Below are 19,022 nucleotides of genomic sequence, written 5' to 3' on the forward strand. Positions count from 1 at the left end.
GCCCGGGGCCATACTGGGCCCTCACCCTGTGAGGGATCGGCGGCCCGTCCCCGGGCCCCCCCGCGCCATTGATGGCAGGAGGCCCCATGGCCACAAGCGAACGAACCATGACCTTCCTCGTCGATCAGCTCCAGGAGGCCGGCCCGGTCAGCGCGAAAAAAATGTTCGGGGAGTACGGCCTCTTCCTGGACGGCCGGATGTTCGGGATCATTGCGGACGAGCAGCTGTTCTTCAAGCCCACGGAGGCCGGCCGCCGCCTCTTCCCCGAGGCCCCGTACGCGGCCCCCTACCCCGGCGCCAAGCCCTGCATGTGCATCCCCCCGGAGCGCTGGGACGATCCGGACTGGCTCGCCCCCCTCGCCCGGGCCACGGCCGCGGAGCTGCCCCTGCCCAAACCCAAGAAACCCAAAGCCTGAAGGTGCCCCCCCCTTGAAGCCCCTGTTCCTGTTCCTTTTCCTGGCCGCCATCGGCAACGCCGTCTACCACCTGGGGCAGCGCGCCCTGGGCCACGCCTCCAACCCCATGGTCGTCCTGATGGGCGTGTACGGCGCGGCCTTCCTGCTGTCGGCCGTGTCGGTGCCCTTCTTCTCGGCGCCGGGCCAGGGCTCCGTCGCCGGGCAGGTCCTGGCCTGGCCCGTCTTCGCCATCGCCGCCGGCGCCTTCCTCATCGAGATCGGATTCCTGCTCGCCTACCGCAGCGGGGGCTCCCTCCAGTGGTCCGGGGCCGCGGTCAACGGCGTGGCCGCCATCCTGCTCGTGGCGATCGCCGTCGTGGGGTTCAAGGAGCCCCTGACCCTGCGCAAGGTCCTGGGCATCGCCCTGACCCTGTCCGGGCTGGCCCTCTTCACCCGCTGAGGCCGCTCCCCCCGGGGGCCTCCGGCGTCCGGACCCGCGGGATCACGCTGATGTGGCCGTTGGATTCCAGGACGGCCACGTGGACCTCGTCCAGGGAGGTGAGGCCCACGGCCCGGAGCGCGGCCATGAGTTCGTGCCGGGTGACCCGCTCCTCGGCCAGGGCGGCGGGGATCACGGCGCCGTTGTGCACGAGGAGCAGGGGCTGGCCCTCCACGAGCGATTCCACGCGCTTGAACCGGAAGGTGAGCCAGCCCATGGCGGCGTTGATGGCCACGAGGGCGGTGACGAGGACCAGGCCGGCCGTGACGGTGTTGTCGCCGGCGTTCATGCTGTTCTGGACCGCGTTGGAGAGCACCAGGAGGAGCACGAGGTCGAAGGGGGACATCTGGCTCACCTGCCGCTTGCCCGTGAGACGCAGGATCCCCAGCAGGAAGCCGTAGACCAGGGCGGCCCGGAGCACGAACTCCCACCAGGGCTGGCCCAGCTTCCAGAGGCTCTCGCCCACGGGCAGGAGCAGGGCGGCGCTCATCCGCCCACCTCCGCGGGGTCCTCCTCGTTCCGCTTGATGAGGCGGGCCGGGGCGGCGGCGTGGAGGCCGCTGAGGCCCTTCCACACGTACCGGGTGCCCCGCTTCTGGCCCTGTTTCTGGATCACGCCCTCGTCCTCCAGTTCGGAGAAGAACCGGCGCAGGGTCGCCGGGGCCCAGTCGCAGGTCTTGAGTCCCATCATCTCCTGGGCCTGGAAGCTGCTGAGGGCGCCTTCGGTCTGCAGGAAACCAATGAGCTGTTCCTTAAGGGCGTGGAGCTCGCCCTTGTTGCGGCGGAGCTTGTTTTTAAACGATTCATCCGGCTCGGGGGCCGCCGAGGGCGCCGGCGGGGGCGTGGGCCGGGCGGGGACCGGCGCGGGCGCCGCTTCCCGGGCCCTGGCCTCGAAGAGCAACCCGCCCTCCAGCAATAGATCGGTCTCCTCCTGGCCGAAGAGGACGATCACGGAGCTCGCGGGGATCCCTTCCTCGTGGAAGGCATCGATGACGCGGCCCCCGATGCGCTTCTTCTGATCGGAGGAGAGTGGACCGCACTTGATGTGTATCAAAGCCATACACACTCCTTTAAAAGGGGGATCGAAATCAATTTAATCTGTATTATGAATGAATGGGGATTCTTTTGGAGCCCCTTTACCGACATCCACAGACCGGAGCATCCATGTCCCCCCAGTCCCCGCTGCCGTCCCGAGCCCCTTCCACGGAGGCCAGCCGGTTCGAGTCCTACCTCCGGAGCAAGAAGCTCAAGCTCACGGGTGAGCGCATGGAAATCCTGGCGACCATCTTCCGCAAGGACAAGCACTTCGACGCCGAGGAGCTCCACGCGGAGCTGAAGAGTCTCGGTCGCGACATCAGCCGCGCGACGGTGTACCGGACCCTCGATCTCCTGGTGCAATGCGGACTCGTGCGCAAGAGCAGCCTGGGTTCCAGCCACGCCAACTACGAAGCCGCGCATGAGAATGAGCATCACGATCACCTGATCTGCCTCGCGTGCAACAAGGTGATCGAGTTCTACCGCCCCGACCTGGAGACGCTGCAGGAGGCCATCTGCCAGGAGCGCACCTTCAAGCCGCTCCACCACAGCCTCCAGATCTTCGGGCTCTGCGCGGATTGCGTCGACAAGGCGGACGAGAATTCCATCCGGACCAAGGTGGCCCAGATCCACACGTAGCGCTAGACTGAGGGATGCGAAACCTGACCCTCCAAGACATCCAGCGCCTGCCCAAGACCGATCTGCACGTCCACCTCGACGGGAGCCTCCGGATCCAGACCATCCTGGAGCTGGCCGAGGAGCAGGGCGTCAAGCTTCCCGGCGACAGCATCGACACCCTCCGGCCCCACGTGGAGGTCGGGGACGAGTGCACCAGCCTGGTCGACTACCTCAAGGCCTTCGACGTCACCCTGTCCGTGATGCAGACCTACGACGCCCTCGTGCGCACCGCCTACGAGCTGGCGGTGGACGCCGCGGCCGAGAACGTCCGCTACATGGAAGTCCGGTACAGCCCCATCCTCCACCAGGCCAAGGGCATGACCCTCCACCACATCGTGCAGGCCGTGCTGGAGGGCCTCGCGCAGGCGGAGAAGGAATGCGCGATCCGCACCGGCGTCATCCTCTGCGGCATCCGGCACATCAGCCCCGAGCTCAGCAACCGCCTGGCGGACCTGACCGTGGCCTTCAAGAACAAGGGCGTCGTCGGCTTCGACCTGGCCGGCGCCGAGGAGGACTTCCCGGCCAAGAAGCACCGGGAGGCCTTCAGCCGCGTGCTGGCCAACAACATCAACTGCACCCTCCACGCCGGCGAGGCGTACGGGCCCGAGAGCATCCACCAGGCCATCCACCTGTGCGGCGCCCACCGCATCGGCCACGGGGTGCGCCTGATCGAGAACGGGGATCTGCTCAACTACGTCAACGACCACCGCATCCCGCTGGAGTGCTGCCCCTCCTCCAACGTCCAGACCCGCGCGGTCCAGACCATGGCCGATCACCCGATCCGCCTCTTCTACGACCTGGGCCTGCGGGTCACGGTGAACACCGACAACCGGATGGTCACCCGCACCACCGTCAGCGAGGAGTACCTGCACCTCCACCAGTCCCTGGGCTTCACCCTGGATGAAATCAAGGAGCTCATCATCATGGGTTTCAAGAGCGCCTTCCTGCCCTATGCGGTCAAGCGGGCGATGCTGGCGGATGTGGTCAGTGAACTCAAGTCGTTCACTCCAGGCAGCCTGGAAAGCAAGAAAGAGCAGCTCTAGGCGCCGCTCGCATTTTTTACCCCTTGTTCTCATGAACGAGGTATTCTTGATCAAAGAGGTCGGGAATCACCCCATGCTCAACCGCTTCGCCGCCTATCTGGAACAGCCCCGCCGGATCCTCCTCACCACCCATGAGAACCCGGACGGAGACGGTGCGGGCGCGATGGTGGGCCTGGCCCACTACCTCCGGGCCCAGGGCAAGGAGGTGCGCATCGTGGTCGCCCCCCACCTGCCCGATTTCCTGCGGTTCCTGGACCCGGACGGCTGGGTGGAGGCCCTGGATCTGACCGGCCGCCACGCGGACCTGGCGTCCTGGCCGGACGTCTGGGCTGTCGTGGACGCCTCCGAGCCCCACCGCCTGGGCCCCCTGCTCCCCGCCTTCCAGGCGACCCGGGCCGCCCGGATCTGCCTGGACCATCACCTCAAGGAAGCCCCCGCGGGCTTCGACGCCGAGTTCACGGATCCCGCCGCCTCGGCGAGCGCCGAGCTGGTGTATGAACTGGCCGCGCTGCGCATGCCCCTCCCCCTGCCCTCCCCCATGGCCCAGGCGCTCTACGCGGGCATCGTGGAGGACACGGGCAACTTCCGGTTCTCCAACGCGACCCCCCGGGTGCACCGGATCGCCGCCCAGCTCATCGAGCAAGGGGTGGATCCGGCGGCGACCTACCGGAACCTCTACCACCAGGGGCGGCTGGAGAAACTCCGCCTCACGGGCCGGGCCTTAGAGCGGATGACCATTCAGGCGGAGGGCCGCTACGCCCGCATCAGCCTCGCCCAGGCCGATCTGGACGCCTGCGGGGCCGATCACGACGACATGGAAGGCCTGGTGAACCGGCCCCTCGAGGTGAAGGGGGTCGAGGTCGCCTGCCTCCTGTACGCGCTCCCCGACGGGCGGGTCAAGGCCAGCCTGAGATCCCGGGAGGCCGTGAACGTCAACGCCATCTGCAAGCGCTTCGGGGGGGGCGGCCACCGCCTGGCCTCGGGCGCGAAGCTGGACGGCCCCCTCGCCCGGGCCGAGCAGGACCTGGACGCCGCCGTCCTCGCCGAAATGGCGGCCGGCGTCTCCCACGTTTGACATTCCAGGATCGTTTGTGCGGCGCACCCCGGTCCCCCGCAGCACCCCATTTGACGGCAGTATTCCCGAACCTTTACACGCGGACACCAGCATGGCCCCCAAAGACAGCAGCAGCGCCCCCAACCTGGGCCTCCCGCCCGATTCCCCCCTCGAGGTCGTGACCAAGTTCGAGGCCGAATCCGTCCCCTTCGTGGCGAAGGCCAACGTCCCCTCCATCTTCGGCAAGTACGTCGTCTACGGCTTCCTCGAGAAGCTCACCGGCAAGGAGCACCTCGCCATCGTCTCCGGCGACATCGACGCCCGCAAGCGGGTCAATGTCCGGATCCACAGCGAGTGCTGGACCGGCGACGTCCTGGGCAGCCTGAAGTGCGACTGCCGCGCCCAGCTTGAGGCCGCCCTGCGGCACATCGGCGAGCACGGCGGCATCGTGCTCTACCTCCGCCAGGAGGGCCGCGGCATCGGCCTCCTGAACAAGCTGAAGGCCTACGCCCTCCAGGAGCAGGGCTTCGACACCGTCGAGGCCAACCACGAGCTCGGGTTCCAGGACGACCTGCGCACCTACGAGTCCGCGGTCGAGATGCTGCGCTTCTTCGGCGTGCACAAGGTCCGCCTCCTGACCAACAACCCTCGCAAGATCAACGCCCTCGAGGAGGCCGGGATCCACGTCCAGCGCGAGGCCCACCAGCTGGCGGCGAACCCCTACAACCTCCGCTACCTCAAGACGAAGGCCAGCAAGTCGGGCCACATGCTGGACTTCAAGGAGGATCCCTCCCTCTGAGGTCACTCGTCCCGGCGGGGCACGAGCAGGGAGCGCTGGACGCGGACGAGGTTTCCGTGGAGGCGCACCAGCTTCCAGGCCAGGATCATGGAGTAGCCCAGCCAGACCCACAGCAGGCGCGGGTCGCACGGCGTGCGCTTGAGGGGGTCCAGGCCGAGGTCGAGGCGGAGGCCGTTGAGGAACCACACGACGACGCCGAAGGCGATGATCAGGTGGCCCCAGCGGATCCAGTAGGGGCGCAGGCATTCCTGCGTCTTCCACTTGAGGAGGAGCCAGCGCTCCATGAGCGGAGCCTTGGCCTCGGCGAAGTTCATCCGGACCAGCTTGTCCACGATGGGCGCGTAGGCGTGGACCTTCAGCTCCTGCAGCTCCTCCTCGCCGTTGACCCGGCGCAGGAAGGCGGAGCGGATCTTCCCCACGCACTCCTCCCAGGGGGCCTCCTCCCGGTGGAGGGCGAGGTGCAGGCGCACCAGGCCCGCCCACAGGAGGGCCTGGGCCAGGAGCACGCCCCAGAGGGACAGGCCCTGCCAGCCGTGGTTGCGCGCGAGTTCCAGGAAGCGTGCGAGATCCATCAGTCCCTCCGGAGCTTGTCGAGCCAGGCCGCGAGCCCGGGGTCGCCCTCGGGGCTGAGGCGGATGGCCTCCTGCAGGTCGGCCAGGGCTTCCGCCTCGTCGCCCCGCTTGAGGCGGACGAAGGCGCGGTCGCGGTAGGCCCCCCCGTCCTCGGGCTGGAGCAGCACCAGGTGGGTGGCCGTCCACAGGGCTTCGTCCCAGTTGGCGGTGCGGGCGAAGCGGATGTGGAGGTTGCGCACGAGCCGGGTGAGGATCGCGCGGTTGTCCAGGGGCGCCAGCATGGCGGGGTGGAAGGCGGCGCGCCCCCCGGTGGCCTGCGTCACGAGGCGGGCCGCCTCGGTCTCCCCGATGCTCCGGCCCCCGTTGAAGGGGTCGTAGTAGAGGCGTCCCACGTCCAGCGAGATGGCGGTGACGAAGTGGCCCGGGAGCCCGATGCCCAGGGCCTGGAAGCCCAGCCTCCGGGCCGCCTCCAGCCACAGGATGGAGAGGGTGATGGGCATGCCCCGGCGGCGGTGGAGGACGGCGGGGAGGACGGCGTTGGCGGGGTCGTCGTAGGTCTCGCGGTCGCCCTGCAGGCCCAGTTCGGTGAAGAGGTAGTGGTTCAGGGCGTCCACCGCGGCGTGCACGTTCCAGGGCAGGGGCATCCGGCCCGCGAGGGTGTCCGCCCAGGCCTCGACGGCCGCCACCACCGGCGCCGGGTCGGGGTCCTCCATCAGGGGCCCGACGGCGGCCACGGCCCCCTCCAGGAGCCGGCCGCAGGCGGGGTCTTCCTGGAGGTACTGGTGGAAGGACATGCTCAGCCCCGGTTCCTCAGCCAGGATCGCAGGAAGAGGGCCGCCAGCGCCACGATCACGCCGCCCCACACGAGGGGGCGGTAGCGCCGGCCCTCGGCCTCCCGGCGGGCCTTCTCCTCGGCCTTGCGGGCGTTCTCTTCGAGGGAGAGGCGGCTCTGGACCTCCCGGGCCTTGGCCAGGGCGTCACGCTCGGCCTGGCGCTGGTCCGCGATGTCCTTGGGCACGTTCGAATCCTTGTCCTGCTCCTGCAGGCGCACCCGCACGAGGGGGCGGCGTCCCGCCGGGGCGGCGCTGGAGGGCCGGGCGGTCCCGTCCTCGCTCCCGTCGTAGGCGCCGGTGAGCTGGTCGAGGCTCTCGGCGAGGTCCTGGATGTCCTGGCGCATGGCCACCAGGTCCCCGTGCTGGCGTTCCAGGAGGCTCCCCTGCATCCACAGGAGGCCCACCTGGAAGCCCAGGAGGACGAGGAGCGTCCCCCCCAGCCAGGTGGGGAGGCCGGTGCGGGGTCGGGGTTCGTTCATGCGGACTCCCTGGAGAGGATGAAGAGGGTGCGGTCATCCCGGTTCTGGGCGTCGAAGGCGGTGACGTCGTGGAAGACGGCTTCGCAGGCGGCCCGCACCGATCCCGTGCCCCAGATCCGCTGGACCTGGTCCCGGAGGCGCCGCACACCGTAGAGTTCGCCCTGCCTGTTCATGGCCTCGGTGAGGCCGTCGCTGTACATCACCAGCCACTGCCTGGATTCCAGGACGCCCTCCTGGACGACCCAGTTCCCGTCCCGCCAGGGGCGGAGGCCCAGCCCGCGGCCGGGGATCTCCATTTCGCGGGCGTCGCAGGCCTGGGCGCCGCTCACGAGGAGCGGGGGCGGATGCCCGGCCCGGGCGGTCCGGTAGCGGCCGTCCCGGTCCCACTCGAGGAGGGAGAGGGTGAGGAAGTCCCGGGGGCCCATGAGGCTCCGGAGGGTGCGGTCCAGGGTGGGGAGGATCTCCTCGAAGGACATCCCCTCCTGGTGGGCCGCCATCTTCAGCAGGGCCATGGCCTGGCTCATGTAGAGGGCCGCCGCGAGGCCCTTGCCGCTCACGTCGCCCACGGCGGCGATCCAGCTCCCCGAGGGCCTGCGGCCCACCCAGAGGAGGTCGCCGCCGGTCTCGAGGGCGGGGCTGAGGCGAAGGGCGGCCTGGAAGCCCGGCATGTCGGGGGGGACGCTGGTGATCAGGCCTTCCTGGATGGCCCGGGCGGTCTGGAGCTCCTGCTCGATGCGGCCCTGGTCCAGCATCCGGCGGTGGAGCACCGCGGTCTCGAGGAGCTGCCCGGCGGCGATGGCCACCTCGCGCAGCAGTTCCCGGTCCTCGCGGCCGTAGTTGAGCTCGGCGTACTTGCCCCCGAGCATCAGGCCGGCGTGGGGCTCCTCGTTCACCATGATCAGCGCGAGGACCTGGACCTCCAGCGCGTCCAGGTGGGCGCGCAGGGCCTCGCCCTGCTCCCGCACCCAGTCGGCCTCGTCGCTCCCCATGCCCAGGACGACCTCGCGGTTCTCCCGGGCGTGGCGGAGGATGTCCAGGGGGAGTTCCAGGACGGCGGGCCGGGCGAGCTGCTCGGCGAAGGGATCCTCGGGGTCGGGGTCGGGCACGGGGGGCAGCACGAGGCGGCGCTGGTCCACGCCCAGCATGAGGAGGACGTGGGGCCGGTAGGCCTCCCGGATCGAGTCCGCGAGGCTGGCGAGGAGGGCCTCCTCGGAGAAGCGCTTGCGGGTCTCCCGCAGATTCCCCAGGATGACCTCCCGGGCCGTGTGGAGGTCCCGGCGGAAGATGCGGCGCAGGGCCTGGAGCATCCACCTCAGGAGCCACCCGATGGGGATGGCCGAGATGCCGACGAGCACGCCCACCCAGGCGGAGGGGACGACCTGGATGCCCTGGGCGAAGAGGTACGCGAGGCCCCCCAGGTAGAGGGCCAGGGTGATCCCCAGGACGCCGAAGTAGGTGACCCACCGGAGCAGGGCGCGGCGGACGTCGAAGAACCCGTGGCGGAAGATGGCGTAGGCGAAGGAGAGGGGGAGGAGCGGCAGGGGCAGGAAGAAGATCCACGCCTCCCGCTGGAAGATGAGGCTGGCCCCGGCGATCCGCTGCAGGACGTTGAAGGCGAACAGGTCGGCCATGATGGCCGTGGAGAACAGGAGGGTGGGGATGAGGCCGGCCCGCTTCCTGCCCTGGAGCTTGAAGGCGCCGATCCAGAAGAGCACCAGGCCGGTGATGGCGACCGCGGGGGTGGCCATGCCCACCACCCGGCCGATCCAGCTCTGGTCCAGGTAGACGAACACCTCCTGGAAGAACTCGTTCCGGTCGAAGGTGCGCAGCAGGAGCCGCAGGCCGAGCAGGACGCCGCCGCCCAGGGAGAACCCGTAGAGGGCGGCCAGGAAGTGCCGGTTGGTGCGCAGGGGGAAGGGGTGCGGGAAGCGGAGGAAGAAGTGGAGCCACAGCGGGGGCGCCAGGCCCAGGGCCAGGGCCGAGGTGAGGATCATCGGCACGAGGAGGGGCAGCGACACCGCGTCCAGGGCCGGCCCGACCCCCACCAGCACGGTCACCAGGAGGGAGACGATGCCGATGTAGTAGAAGTGGCGCGCGATCTTCCGGGAGGGGGAGGACACCACGACCAGGAGGCCCATGGCCCAGGCCACGAGGGCCGACACCAGGACCAGCAGGCTCGTGCGGTCGAAGCTCTTGACCATCTTCACCGGCAGGCGGAGGATGCGCCCCTCGCGCAGCACGGTGTAGATCAGGATGCGCCCCTCGGGCTGGGCGTTGATGTACCGCTGGGCGTCGGTCAGGTGACGGGCGTCCACCTTCCGGCCGTGGATGGAGAGGAGTTCGTCCCCGTCCAGGAGGCCGGCCGTCTCGGCCTCCCCGTTGGGGAGGATCTCGGCGATGACCACCCGTTTGCCCACGGGCTTCCAGGTGCACTGGTCGTCCGAGGGGGCGTAGACCCAGTTGTTGAGGTAGAAGGAGCCCAGGGCCAGCACCAGCGCGAAGACGCTGCTGAGGACCAATTTCCAGCGGATGGCTCGAAGGGAGGGGGACAAGGTAACCTTAGGGCATGGGGAAGACCGACGGGGAGAACCGGACCTGGTGGCTGCTGGTGGGAGGCCGGAGACGGCTGGGCCGCAGGCTTGCGGAGGCCCTGGCCCCGGAGCACGATCTGGTCCTCACGTCCTCCGCGCCCTGGGAGGGCGAGGAAGCGTGGATCTCTGAACTTTCCAAACAGTCACACGTGAGGTGCTTGCTCTGGGATGCGGCAAGCCCCGCGCTTGTCCCTTCGATGATGGCAGATCTCGAGGCCCTGGGGGCGGCCGGCGTGCGCCTAAATTCGTGTGTCGTCGTGAGCGGCACCTTCCCCGAGACGCCCCTGGGCGCCTGGACCCCCCAGGACCTCGAGGACCTCTGGCGGGTGAACCTCACCTTTCCCCTCCTGGTCGCCCAGGCCGTCGCCCCTCACCTGGCGGACGGCGGGTGCCTCCAGTTCCTCCTCGACACGGCCATCCACAAGCCCTTCCGGAAGCGCCTCCCCTATTCCGCCGCCAAGGCCGGCCTCGCCGCCCTCGTCCCGGGCCTCGCCCGGACCCTGGCGCCCCGGGTGCGGGTGGTGGGGCACGCCCTGGGCACCGCCCTGCCCGGCCCCCAGGACGACCCCGCCTTCCTGGCGTCCCGGAGCCTGACCGGGCGCATCGGCACCCCGGAGGACCTGGCCCGGAGCCTCACCTTCGCCGCCGAGAGCCCCTACCTCACCGGGGAGGTCATCACCCTGGACGGCGGCACCCGCTGGATCTAAGGAGTCGGACGCTTGCGCTTCAAAGTCAATGAAATCTTCCATTCCATCCAGGGCGAAGGCTCCAGGGCCGGCCGGCCCTGCGTGTTCATCCGCCTCACCGGGTGCCCCCTCCGCTGCAGCTACTGCGACACCACCTACGCCTTCCATGAGGGGGAATTCATGGACCTGGAGGCCATCCTGGCCCGGGTGCGGTCCATGGCGGGCGCCCCGGGGAAGGGCCCCAATGCCCCCTTCGTGGAGCTGACCGGGGGCGAGCCCCTGGCCCATCCCGACGCGCCGGCCCTCCTGTCGGCGCTCCTGGACGCGGGCTACGAGGTGGCCCTGGAGACCGCCGGCAGCCACGACATCGGCCGGGTGGACCCCCGGGTCGTGAAGATCGTGGACCGGAAGACCCCCGGCAGCGGGGAATCCGCCCGGTGGCTGGAGTCCAACCTGGCCCACCTGGTGCCCGGCCAGGACGAGCTGAAGCTGGTGCTGACCTCGGAGGCGGACTACGCCTGGGCCCGGGCCTGGTGCCTGGAGAAGGGCGTCCTGGACCGGTTCGACGTGCTCTTCAGCCCCGTGTGGGGCGCCCTGGACCCGGCCTGGCTGGCGGAGCGCATCGTGGCGGATGGCCTCCCCGTGCGCTTCCAGCTCCAGCTGCACAAGCTCGTCTGGGGGGCGGAGACCCGGGGCGTCTGACCGGACTCAGGGCCGGGTGGTGACCCGCCAGAAGGCCCCGGCCAGCGCCAGGGCGAGGACGAGGAGGGTCCAGGGGAGCGCGGGGGGGGCCCAGAGGGCCTCCCACCCGTGGCGCAGCTGGCTGGCGACCAGGTTGGACTTCCCGGCCACCATCTCCATCTGCCGCAGGTAGACCTTGCTGTCGGTGGGCTCGAGCTCGAAGGGCAGGTCCTGGCGGACGGCCCAGATCCGGGCGGCCAGGGCCCCGGCGGCGCCGGCGCCCAGGATCAGGCCGGTGACGAGGCGGATCCGGGGCAGCCGCGGCCCCGCCGCGTCCCGGAAGAGGCCGGTGCGGGGCGGCTCCGGCTCCGGCCGGAGCGCCGCCCATTCCCCGGGGGAGAGGGGCAGGCCCCGGCGCTGGAGTTCGGCCGCCGCCGCCTCGACGGCCTCCCGCCGGTAGCGGCGGGCGCCGGCGAGGTAGGCGCGCAGGTCCGGTTCGGGCAGGCCCGGGATGCGGGCCAGGAAATCGTCGGCCACCCCTACTTGCCCTGCCAGTCCGCGAGGGTCTTCTTCAGGCCGTCCGTGTAGTCCTGGGGGACCTGGGCGGCCACGGCCAGGTCCAGGGCCTTCTTCAGGAGCGGCAGGGCCTCGGCGGCGCGCCCCGTCCTGTGGAGGAGGCGGGCCTTGGTCTCCAGGTTGCCGTAGGTCTCCTTGGCCTTGATGGACTGGTCGGCCCAGGCCAGGCCCTGGTCCAGGTGGGTGCCGCTGTCCAGGCAGTAGCGGGCGCCCCGGAGGAAGGGGACGTACTCGTCGGGCTTCGCGCCGGCGAGGGTGCGGTTCAGGTAGGCCCAGTAGAGGCCCGGAGCGTCCAGGCCGATCTCGAAGGCCACGGCCACCTTCTCCCAGGCCAGGGTCGCCACCAGGGCGGTGTCGCTCTTCACGGCGAGGGCGTAGGTGAGCCGCTCCTGGAGGTGGGGCATGGGCATGGGCTTCACCTCGAAGCTGACCACGTCCTCCTCGTCCTTGTGGGTGTAGTCGCCCCACTGCTTGGGGTTGCGGTTGAAGATGAGCTTCCACGCCTTCTCCCCCGGCACGGCAAAGAAGGCGTACGAGCCCGCCGCCAGCTCCTTCCCGCCGATCTTCACGGGGTCGCTGAAGGTGAACACGGTGGCGTTGTTGGCGCCGGCCCGCCAGATGTGGTCGTAGGGGACGAGGCCGCCCCAGATCTTGCGCCCCTTGACGGCGGGGCTGCTGTAGTCGATCTTCACCGTGCTGGCGCCGAGGTCCTGGGAGACGCTGGCGGCGGGGCTGGGCTGGTAGGGCTTGACGACCGTGGGCTGGGCCTGGAGGGCCAGGGCGGCCGGAAGGGCGACGAAGAAGGGAAGCGCGCGCATGGATGCTCCTGGATGGAAGGCTCCGATATCCTACACCACCGATCAGGAATCTGAGCGGGCCCGGATGATCGCGGAGCAGATCCGGGACCGGGGGGTGGCGGATCCCCGGGTGCTGGCGGCCATGGCCGCCGTGCCCCGCCACGCCTTCCTGGAGCCCGCCCTGGCCGGCCTGGCCTACGCCGACCGGCCCCTGCCCCTGGGTTTCGGCCAAACCATCAGCCAGCCCTACATCGTCGCCTTCATGGCCGAGGCCCTCGGCCTCCGGGGCGGAGAGCGGGTGCTGGAGGTGGGGTCGGGCTGCGGGTACATGGCCGCGGTCCTCGCCCGCCTCGCGGGTTCGGTCCATGGCATCGAGCTGGAGGCCGCCCTGGTCGCCCGGGCCTGCCGGACCCTGGCGGCCCTGGGCGGCCCCCCGGTCACCCTCCGCTGCGGGGATGGCCGGTTCGGCTGGCCGGAGGCCGCCCCCTTCGACGCCATCCTGGCCAGCTGCGCCGCGGAGGCCATCCCGGCCGCCTGGTGGGACCAGCTGGCGCCCGCGGGCCGCATCCTCCTGCCCCTGGAGCGCTCCGGCCGCCAGGACCTGGTGCTGGCGCGGCGGGGCCCCGAGGGGCCCCGCTACCTGGCCCTCCTCCCGGTGGCCTTCGTGCCCCTCCGGGCACCCGCCTAGGGTCAATACGGTCGGTACAATGAATCACCGAGGCCGCCGGCGATGCCCTTTGGGGGTTTCCGGTACCGGGGCTGAGGTGGGTCCATGACTTCGATTTCGAATTCGACTCGCCTTGTCCCGGCTCGACTTCGTAGTCGGGTCGGTCAGCTGCTCATCTTCCTCTTGATGGCCCTGGGGTTCATTGGGTCGCGGCTACAGCCTGCAGGTTCGCTCAGCAGCTCAGATCGGACGCTCTGATGGCATGCCGGCCTCTCCCGAGGGGGGGAGAGACGCGAAACGCGGCAGCTTGCGGCGAATCACCCTCACTGCGTGCAGGAGCGATAAGCGATCGGGATCGACGTTTTTGCCGATCGCCACGCATGGGCAAATCCATCCTTCCACAGGGTAGGGAAAAAATAACGAATCCTCACGATGAATTTCAACCCAGCCAGAGTCCATGGTCCCACTTCACACATAAGACAGGGCCGTATACAAAGTCCTGCGGCAATCCAGGATCTTTCTTCGCCCATGCATGGTTCGCGTGTTGTCGATGGCGACCACGTCCCCATCCTGCCAGGGGATGGCCTCGGTGCAAGCATCCGTGACCCGGGTGATCTCCTCCATGGCCCAGGCAGGGATGGGGCGTCCGTTGTCCAGCGTGATGCGCGGCGCCTGGTAGTTGTAGGAGGGCCCGAGGAGACTGTTGGCCCAGGCGATCCGGGGGCTGAACCGAGTGGGGTGGGCCAGGGCGGCGCACACGGACACGCTAAGGCTCCGGTCCAGGTTGACGGTCATCCTCGTTCCGGGCACCGACGCGCAAAACCGGTCGACCTGGGCCTGGTCCAGTCGGGAGCCTTCCGGCAGGCTGGGCATTTCGTGTTGAAGGTAGCGGGTCCAGAGGTCCTCGGGCACGGTGCGCTCGTAGAGGACCTGGTGGTCCAGGAACAGGCGTTTCACAGCGGGGGCAAGCCGGTACCAGACGGCCCGTCCCTCGCACAGGGTGGTCTGGGACCCCTCCCGGGCGGCAATGGCAGCATAGAACCAGACCACATCGGGGACCCGGGGCGTCGTGCCGTTCTCGCAATGGAGGCCGACGGCGGCGGTCCCTGCGTCGACCCGTTGTACGTCCGGTGCGAACCATGCCCTGGCGGGATCGATGGCGGTCCTGTGGCTGGCCTTTCGGACGAAGGCCGAAAAGGTCCCCAGATCGACCCGGAATCCCCTGAACAGGACGGCACCCCGGCGCTTTAATTGCCTGAGAAGCAACGTCTGGGGAATATCCAGGATCGAATGCCCATGTTCGGTGGCGATGATGTCGAAGCCTGGCGCGGAACCAAGCTTGAACCCGTTGGCTCTCATGATTGTTCTCCTGTCCCGGCGGCAGTGGATGAGGACATTTCCTTCCCGGCCGTGGCATAGGTGATGGGCAGCTTCAGGGCGGCGATGGCCGCCAGGGCCGCGACAGGCAACAGGCTGAACAGAGCCAGGGCATAACCCTGGGTTCCGGGGGCGGACGACCCCATGCTCAGGGCCCATGGCGTACTGGAGTTCATCAGGTTGGTGAGGGCCGCAAACAGGTTGACTCCGATGACGCCTCCCAGGGACCGGGCCAGTTGGATCGTCCCGGTCGTGGTCCCCAGCCTCCCCGGGGCCGAATGGTTCTGCGCTGCGAGGAGAGTGGTATTGGCGACTCCGCCCATTCCCAGGCCCAGCAGGAACTCGGCGCCCATCAGCCCAAGCCACCATTCCATGAGGGCGCTGAGCCCGAGGAGGGCGCAGGCGGTGGCCATGAGGACGGCTGCTGCCAGAGCCACCTTGCGGTACCCCAGCTTGGCCAGGACTCGCCCACAGGCCAACGACCCGAGGACCCAGCCCAGGGAACCCGCCAGGACAATCATGCTGGCTGCGGCGACCGGCTTGTGCAGGTCGGTTTGGAGGAAAATGGGAAGGAAAGTGATGGTGGCATAGAGGATGAACGCCGCGGCCGCCGTGGCCCCGATCGCCGCCATCCCAGGCCCAGAGATGAGGGCCGTCCTTTCAGGAGCCTTCGAAAGGCATCGGACCGCAAGGACACCTGCAATGCCAGCGGCGGCCAGGATGCAGATGGTCCGCCATGGGGCGGCCAGACCCGTGGATGCCGGGGTCATGGCCAGGAGCCCTGCGGTCACACCCAGGGAAATCAGTACAAGCCCGACCGGATCCAGGGCTGGTGTGCCCGCCGGCTGATCAAGGGTGGGGAGCCGGGTCAGGAGCAGATACAGGAGTACTCCGAGGATGGGCAGGTTCAGGAGGAAGACCCACCGCCATCCGGCCATGAATTCGACGGCCATTCCCAGCAGAGGGCCCAGGATGGCCGCGATGCCCCAGATGCCGCTGATCATCCCCTGCCGTTTCGGCCGGTCGTTGGGGCCGCTGGCCTGCGCGACGAAGGTATAGACAAGGATGACGATGCCACCGGCGCCGAGGCCTTGGAGGATCCGGGCGGCGATGGCCATGGAGACGCTGGGCGCCAAGGCCACCCAGCCAGAGCCCATCGCAAAGAGAATGCAGGCCAAGGCGAATGCCGTACGAACTCCGACGGCGTCCGACAGGCTCCCGAACAGGGGCGCTGCCAAGGTCTGGGCCAGGATGAATCCGGAAACCAGCCACGGGGCAGTCCCTGATCCCCCCAGATCCCTCATCATGGCAGGGAGGAGGGTGCTCACCACGGTGCTATCCATGGCGGCCAGGAGCAGGGCGGCCAGGCTCACGCCCATGACAATACCGGCAGAGGAGGCGGATGCGTTCAGTGCCACGTTGAGCCTCCTCCCGGGTGGATGGACGCCCTCCCGGTGAAGTCCATCACCAAGGCCCGGTCCTGGCTGGACAGGGCCTGGTCCGCCAATCGGAAGGTTCGGCCCGCCAGGGTTTCCCTTAGGAGCTTCTGGGAGAAGTGGCGCTGGATCCGGGCCGCGGTATTCCCCTCCACAAATTCGCAGGGCAGGATCTGACGCATCCGGGCCTCATAGCGCTCCGCGAGGGCGTGGTTGGCCGCCTCCATGTTCCTGCATAGGCGTCGGGCGTCCGCCCATTCCCCATCGTCCAGGGATGGCGCGAGCTGGCCCAGGACATAATGGTCGAACTGGATGTGGCGGGCCTCATCCAGCCCGTGAGCCACCAGCATGCGGGTGGCGAAGTGGCGCTGGGTCGGGTCGAACAGTCGGACCCGATGCTCGAAGAGGGTGATCACCGTCTCCCCCGGATAGGCGGAGGCGAGCAGCGCAACGAGCTTGGCTCCCGGGGATTCCGGGCCCAGGAAAAGGCCAAGGCGGTGTTCAAGCGATTCCCCCGAGAGATCGAGGGGTTGTCCGATGAGGAGTTCCACGTAGCGGTAGAACATGTTGGCGTGCTGGTATTCCTCCGCTGCGAAGCGGAGCATCGCGTTCATCATCGGGACCCCGCCCAGCAGCCCGGAGTCCGATGCAAAGCCGCTGATGAGGCCGAGGCAGATCGAAACATGGCGCTCGATGTCAGCCAGCTGGGCAAGTTCCTTGCCCCAATATGCGCGGGATTCGTTCATGCGAATCGTCGGGAACCCGCACACGCGACTGCAGAACGCATGCTCGGCAGGGTCCAGTTTGGAAGGCCATGGCAGGGCATCCGGGTGGAAGGTCCGCAAGTCCGGGCGCTGGTTGATGTCTGTGATGGTCTGGATGGAGTCCATGGCATCACGCTCCCTGACCTGAATGGGCTGCCGCCGTGGTTTCGAAGGCTTGGTAGCCATCCTCGATCCCCAGGAGGATCCCCTTCACGGACAGCCACTCCTTGGTATAGAGTTCGGTGTCCCTCAGTTCCTCGATCAGGAAGTAGTAGTCCTTCGGATCTCCGAATTCAAACAGGGCGAAGTCGGAGACATCGGCAGAGAACGCCTCGGCGTCGAAGAATCGCACGCTCACTTTCCCGGCGAACCTCGCGAGAATGGGCGCGAGGATCTCCTCGTTGAATCGGTTCCGGTCCTTCCGGGGCATCGCGAGCCAGTCGCTGGAATACTTGATGCTCATCATTGCTGCGTAGTTCATGGATCTCAATCCTTCAAAGGTGTGGATGAATGGAGCGGCTCAGCTCGGCGATCGTCTGTGAAAAGGCCGCGCCCAGCTGGTCGCGGCGAGGGCGGCCCGTGATGGTGAAGAAGGGCTGGAGGTCCCTGGAGCCAGGGGGCCGTGTGGTGAAGTTCCGGATGCGCGCGTAGTCCGGCAATCGAGCATTGGCCCTGGCGACGGCCCGGAGCACGGCCTCGGGGCTGGCCCGGGCCCCGGGGACGATCATGGCGACGGGATGGGCCTGTCCTTCCCCGAACACCACTGCAGCCTGGATCTCCGGCATTCCCGCCAGGATCCCTTCGATCCATTCCGCAGAGACATTTCGGCCGGCGCTGTTGATGAAGACGTTCTTCCTCCGGCCCCGGATGTGGATGAACCCATCCTCGTCGATCGAGGCCAGGTCGCCGGTTTCCAGGAATCCGTCGGGCCTCACGGCACAGGCGCCGGGATCGGCGCCCAGGTAGCCCGAAAAGGGGGTGGAAGTGCGCACGAGGAGTTCGCCTTCCCCGGAAAGGGCGACCTCGCAGTCCGGGAGGGGACGTCCAACGGACCCGAGCTTGGCGCTGCCGGGCAGGTTCCAGGAGACGGCGGAGGCCGTTTCACTGAGGCCGTAGCCTTCGAAAATGTCCAGCCCCAGGCCGGCCAGGGTCTCAAGGGTGGTGCGGGCGATGGGGGCGCCGCCGCAGGCGATGAGCGGCGGGAACGGAGTGCCGAAAAGATCGAGCCTGAGCGGCAGGTTTGCGAGGCATCCTTCGAGGGCATGGTCCTTCATGGCTTCCACCACGGCGGGGGGCACGACCATGAATGTCGGCTGCGCTTTCCGAAGGAAGGGAATGAAATGCCCAGCCGGGTGGCCACCACCCGTGAGGGGTTTCTCCCCGGTCGGAAGCAGGATCAGGGTCCCTCCTGCGGAGAGGGTCAGGTAGATTCCGCAGATCTGCTCCAGGAGCAGGCTCAGGGGCACGAGGCTGAGATACCGCCGGAGCCGGCTCTCACCGATCAGGGTGGACAGCGTGTCAACCTTCGCCTCGATAGCCTTGAAGGAGAGCAGGACACCCTTGGGCTCAGAAGTCGTACCCGAGGTGTGGATGGCCTTGGCGATGGCAGGGTCGCGGGGAGGCCGGGCGGGATCCGAAGCCATGGACAAGCTCTCGCCCGGTTTGCAATGCAGGTTCTCCAGCCGCACGACGATTCTTCGCTGCCGAGGGACGCAGGCCATCTGGGGGGCATCCCGTTCAGCGGGTGTGACCAGACACACATCCACGTCCTTCAGCAGAGAACTGGCCTGCTCGGGTGTGAACTCCAGCGGGACGGGGATCTCACAATGCCCGGCCAGCAGCAGGGCCAGGTCAGCGCACACCCACTCCGGCCCGTTGGGCATGAAAAGGCCCACGCGCAGCCGGGGCTTTGCTTTGGACGCGGTTTCCCGGATCAGCAGGCCCTGAAGGGCCGCGACAGCGCAGCCGAGTTGACGATAGGACAAGGCTTCAGGCGATCCCAGCCTCTGGACGGCCGGAGCATCGCTGGTGAGGAGGCGATGAAGGAGGCGCTGACGCATT

22 protein-coding genes are annotated in these 19,022 nt (G+C 68.6%); 9 read left to right on the forward strand and 13 right to left on the reverse strand.

Going from position 1 to position 19,022, the window contains the following annotated elements; genetic code table 11:
* Positions 1 to 86: 86 nt before the first annotated feature.
* Positions 87 to 416 carry a TfoX/Sxy family protein gene (locus R2J75_RS13330; RefSeq protein ID WP_243332791.1) on the forward strand — a complete coding sequence of 110 codons (330 nt, stop codon included), beginning with the start codon at positions 87 to 89 and terminating at the stop codon, positions 414 to 416.
* Positions 417 to 429: 13 nt separating this feature from the next.
* Positions 430 to 855 (forward strand): hypothetical protein, encoded by a 426-nt coding sequence (locus R2J75_RS13335; protein ID WP_316410365.1) that lies wholly within the window; start codon positions 430 to 432, stop codon positions 853 to 855.
* On the opposite strand, the gene R2J75_RS13340 is transcribed toward R2J75_RS13335, so the two are convergent.
* Together R2J75_RS13340 and R2J75_RS13345 are read right to left on the reverse strand one after the other, a co-directional pair.
* Positions 845 to 1,384, reverse strand: a complete 540-nt coding sequence (locus R2J75_RS13340; RefSeq protein WP_243332786.1) for a DUF421 domain-containing protein — start codon at positions 1,382 to 1,384, stop codon at positions 845 to 847. The two genes, R2J75_RS13335 and R2J75_RS13340, sit on opposite strands and share 11 nt — an antisense overlap.
* Complete coding sequence (locus R2J75_RS13345) at positions 1,381 to 1,953, reverse strand: hypothetical protein (RefSeq protein ID WP_243332777.1); 573 nt, start codon at positions 1,951 to 1,953, stop codon at positions 1,381 to 1,383. The genes R2J75_RS13340 and R2J75_RS13345 overlap by 4 nt, the downstream gene beginning before the upstream one ends.
* Positions 1,954 to 2,057: 104 nt before the next feature.
* On the opposite strand from R2J75_RS13345, the gene R2J75_RS13350 reads away from it, so the two are divergent.
* The 4 genes from R2J75_RS13350 (at position 2,058) to ribA (ending at position 5,502) form a co-directional block, all read left to right on the forward strand.
* Positions 2,058 to 2,567 carry a Fur family transcriptional regulator gene (locus R2J75_RS13350; protein ID WP_243332775.1) on the forward strand — a complete coding sequence of 170 codons (510 nt, stop codon included), beginning with the start codon at positions 2,058 to 2,060 and terminating at the stop codon, positions 2,565 to 2,567.
* Between the two features lie 14 nt (positions 2,568 to 2,581).
* Entirely contained in the window at positions 2,582 to 3,649 is a 1,068-nt protein-coding gene (gene add, locus R2J75_RS13355) for an adenosine deaminase (RefSeq protein ID WP_243332773.1), read from the forward strand.
* 46 nt (positions 3,650 to 3,695) lie between these two features.
* Entirely contained in the window at positions 3,696 to 4,724 is a 1,029-nt protein-coding gene (locus tag R2J75_RS13360) for a DHH family phosphoesterase (RefSeq protein WP_316410366.1), read from the forward strand.
* Positions 4,725 to 4,815: 91 nt separating this feature from the next.
* Positions 4,816 to 5,502, forward strand: coding sequence for a GTP cyclohydrolase II (gene ribA, locus R2J75_RS13365; protein WP_243332769.1), 687 nt, complete (start codon positions 4,816 to 4,818; stop codon positions 5,500 to 5,502).
* A 2-nt stretch (positions 5,503 to 5,504) separates the two neighbouring features.
* On the opposite strand, the gene R2J75_RS13370 is transcribed toward ribA, so the two are convergent.
* Genes R2J75_RS13370 through R2J75_RS13385 form a run of 4 tightly spaced genes read right to left on the reverse strand, consistent with a single transcriptional unit; the run spans position 5,505 to position 9,938 of the window.
* A complete protein-coding gene (locus R2J75_RS13370; protein WP_243332767.1) occupies positions 5,505 to 6,074 on the reverse strand; it encodes a hypothetical protein in 570 nt (189 codons plus the stop codon).
* On the reverse strand, positions 6,074 to 6,868 hold the full coding sequence (locus R2J75_RS13375) for a SirB1 family protein (RefSeq protein WP_316410367.1): 795 nt from the start codon (positions 6,866 to 6,868) through the stop codon (positions 6,074 to 6,076). The genes R2J75_RS13370 and R2J75_RS13375 overlap by 1 nt, the downstream gene beginning before the upstream one ends.
* 2 nt (positions 6,869 to 6,870) lie before the next feature.
* Positions 6,871 to 7,386, reverse strand: a complete 516-nt coding sequence (locus R2J75_RS13380) for a hypothetical protein (RefSeq protein WP_243332764.1) — start codon at positions 7,384 to 7,386, stop codon at positions 6,871 to 6,873.
* Positions 7,383 to 9,938, reverse strand: a complete 2,556-nt coding sequence (locus tag R2J75_RS13385; protein WP_243332762.1) for a SpoIIE family protein phosphatase — start codon at positions 9,936 to 9,938, stop codon at positions 7,383 to 7,385. The genes R2J75_RS13380 and R2J75_RS13385 overlap by 4 nt, the downstream gene beginning before the upstream one ends.
* A 14-nt stretch (positions 9,939 to 9,952) precedes the next feature.
* On the opposite strand from R2J75_RS13385, the gene R2J75_RS13390 reads away from it, so the two are divergent.
* Both R2J75_RS13390 and R2J75_RS13395 read left to right on the forward strand, forming a co-directional pair.
* Positions 9,953 to 10,684 (forward strand): SDR family oxidoreductase, encoded by a 732-nt coding sequence (locus R2J75_RS13390; RefSeq protein WP_243332760.1) that lies wholly within the window; start codon positions 9,953 to 9,955, stop codon positions 10,682 to 10,684.
* A gap of 12 nt (positions 10,685 to 10,696) precedes the next feature.
* Positions 10,697 to 11,365, forward strand: coding sequence for a radical SAM protein (locus tag R2J75_RS13395; protein ID WP_243332758.1), 669 nt, complete (start codon positions 10,697 to 10,699; stop codon positions 11,363 to 11,365).
* A 6-nt stretch (positions 11,366 to 11,371) separates the two neighbouring features.
* Here the strand turns inward: R2J75_RS13395 and R2J75_RS13400 are convergent, their stop codons facing one another.
* Together R2J75_RS13400 and R2J75_RS13405 are read right to left on the reverse strand one after the other, a co-directional pair.
* A complete protein-coding gene (locus R2J75_RS13400) occupies positions 11,372 to 11,881 on the reverse strand; it encodes a hypothetical protein (RefSeq protein WP_316410368.1) in 510 nt (169 codons plus the stop codon).
* A gap of 2 nt (positions 11,882 to 11,883) precedes the next feature.
* On the reverse strand, positions 11,884 to 12,738 hold the full coding sequence (locus R2J75_RS13405) for a DUF2911 domain-containing protein (protein WP_243332746.1): 855 nt from the start codon (positions 12,736 to 12,738) through the stop codon (positions 11,884 to 11,886).
* Between R2J75_RS13405 and pcm the strand changes: the two genes are divergently transcribed.
* A complete protein-coding gene (gene pcm / locus R2J75_RS13410; RefSeq protein ID WP_279341919.1) occupies positions 12,737 to 13,405 on the forward strand; it encodes a protein-L-isoaspartate O-methyltransferase in 669 nt (222 codons plus the stop codon). The two genes, R2J75_RS13405 and pcm, sit on opposite strands and share 2 nt — an antisense overlap.
* A gap of 447 nt (positions 13,406 to 13,852) precedes the next feature.
* On the opposite strand, the gene R2J75_RS13415 is transcribed toward pcm, so the two are convergent.
* From R2J75_RS13415 to R2J75_RS13435, 5 genes are read right to left on the reverse strand one after another with little or no spacing between them, the layout of a single operon-like run.
* A complete protein-coding gene (locus R2J75_RS13415) occupies positions 13,853 to 14,743 on the reverse strand; it encodes a TauD/TfdA family dioxygenase (protein WP_316410369.1) in 891 nt (296 codons plus the stop codon).
* Positions 14,740 to 16,179 (reverse strand): MFS transporter, encoded by a 1,440-nt coding sequence (locus R2J75_RS13420; protein ID WP_316410370.1) that lies wholly within the window; start codon positions 16,177 to 16,179, stop codon positions 14,740 to 14,742. Before R2J75_RS13420 ends, R2J75_RS13415 begins: the two co-directional genes overlap by 4 nt.
* The gene (locus R2J75_RS13425; protein ID WP_316410371.1) at positions 16,170 to 17,087 is read right to left on the reverse strand and encodes a ferritin-like domain-containing protein; all 918 of its coding nucleotides are present in this window, start codon (positions 17,085 to 17,087) and stop codon (positions 16,170 to 16,172) included. Before R2J75_RS13425 ends, R2J75_RS13420 begins: the two co-directional genes overlap by 10 nt.
* A gap of 4 nt (positions 17,088 to 17,091) precedes the next feature.
* Positions 17,092 to 17,442, reverse strand: coding sequence for a darcynin family protein (locus R2J75_RS13430; RefSeq protein ID WP_243346253.1), 351 nt, complete (start codon positions 17,440 to 17,442; stop codon positions 17,092 to 17,094).
* Between the two features lie 13 nt (positions 17,443 to 17,455).
* On the reverse strand, positions 17,456 to 19,021 hold the full coding sequence (locus tag R2J75_RS13435) for an AMP-binding protein (RefSeq protein WP_316410372.1): 1,566 nt from the start codon (positions 19,019 to 19,021) through the stop codon (positions 17,456 to 17,458).
* Position 19,022: the final 1 nt, after the last annotated feature.

The organism is Mesoterricola sediminis (assembly GCF_030295425.1).
Taxonomy (GTDB): domain Bacteria; phylum Acidobacteriota; class Holophagae; order Holophagales; family Holophagaceae; genus Mesoterricola; species Mesoterricola sediminis.

Coding starts and splice junctions, on each gene's coding strand:
- R2J75_RS13435 (WP_316410372.1), bottom strand. CDS start 19,021: ATGCGTCAGCGCCTCCTTCATCGCCTCCTCACCAGCGATGCTCCGGCC.
- R2J75_RS13405 (WP_243332746.1), bottom strand. CDS start 12,738: ATGCGCGCGCTTCCCTTCTTCGTCGCCCTTCCGGCCGCCCTGGCCCTC.
- pcm (WP_279341919.1), top strand. CDS start 12,737: ATGGATGCTCCTGGATGGAAGGCTCCGATATCCTACACCACCGATCAG.
- R2J75_RS13330 (WP_243332791.1), top strand. CDS start 87: ATGGCCACAAGCGAACGAACCATGACCTTCCTCGTCGATCAGCTCCAG.
- add (WP_243332773.1), top strand. CDS start 2,582: ATGCGAAACCTGACCCTCCAAGACATCCAGCGCCTGCCCAAGACCGAT.
- R2J75_RS13375 (WP_316410367.1), bottom strand. CDS start 6,868: ATGTCCTTCCACCAGTACCTCCAGGAAGACCCCGCCTGCGGCCGGCTC.
- R2J75_RS13345 (WP_243332777.1), bottom strand. CDS start 1,953: ATGGCTTTGATACACATCAAGTGCGGTCCACTCTCCTCCGATCAGAAG.
- R2J75_RS13430 (WP_243346253.1), bottom strand. CDS start 17,442: ATGAACTACGCAGCAATGATGAGCATCAAGTATTCCAGCGACTGGCTC.
- R2J75_RS13350 (WP_243332775.1), top strand. CDS start 2,058: ATGTCCCCCCAGTCCCCGCTGCCGTCCCGAGCCCCTTCCACGGAGGCC.
- R2J75_RS13425 (WP_316410371.1), bottom strand. CDS start 17,087: ATGGACTCCATCCAGACCATCACAGACATCAACCAGCGCCCGGACTTG.
- R2J75_RS13415 (WP_316410369.1), bottom strand. CDS start 14,743: ATGAGAGCCAACGGGTTCAAGCTTGGTTCCGCGCCAGGCTTCGACATC.
- ribA (WP_243332769.1), top strand. CDS start 4,816: ATGGCCCCCAAAGACAGCAGCAGCGCCCCCAACCTGGGCCTCCCGCCC.
- R2J75_RS13340 (WP_243332786.1), bottom strand. CDS start 1,384: ATGAGCGCCGCCCTGCTCCTGCCCGTGGGCGAGAGCCTCTGGAAGCTG.
- R2J75_RS13390 (WP_243332760.1), top strand. CDS start 9,953: ATGGGGAAGACCGACGGGGAGAACCGGACCTGGTGGCTGCTGGTGGGA.
- R2J75_RS13370 (WP_243332767.1), bottom strand. CDS start 6,074: ATGGATCTCGCACGCTTCCTGGAACTCGCGCGCAACCACGGCTGGCAG.
- R2J75_RS13380 (WP_243332764.1), bottom strand. CDS start 7,386: ATGAACGAACCCCGACCCCGCACCGGCCTCCCCACCTGGCTGGGGGGG.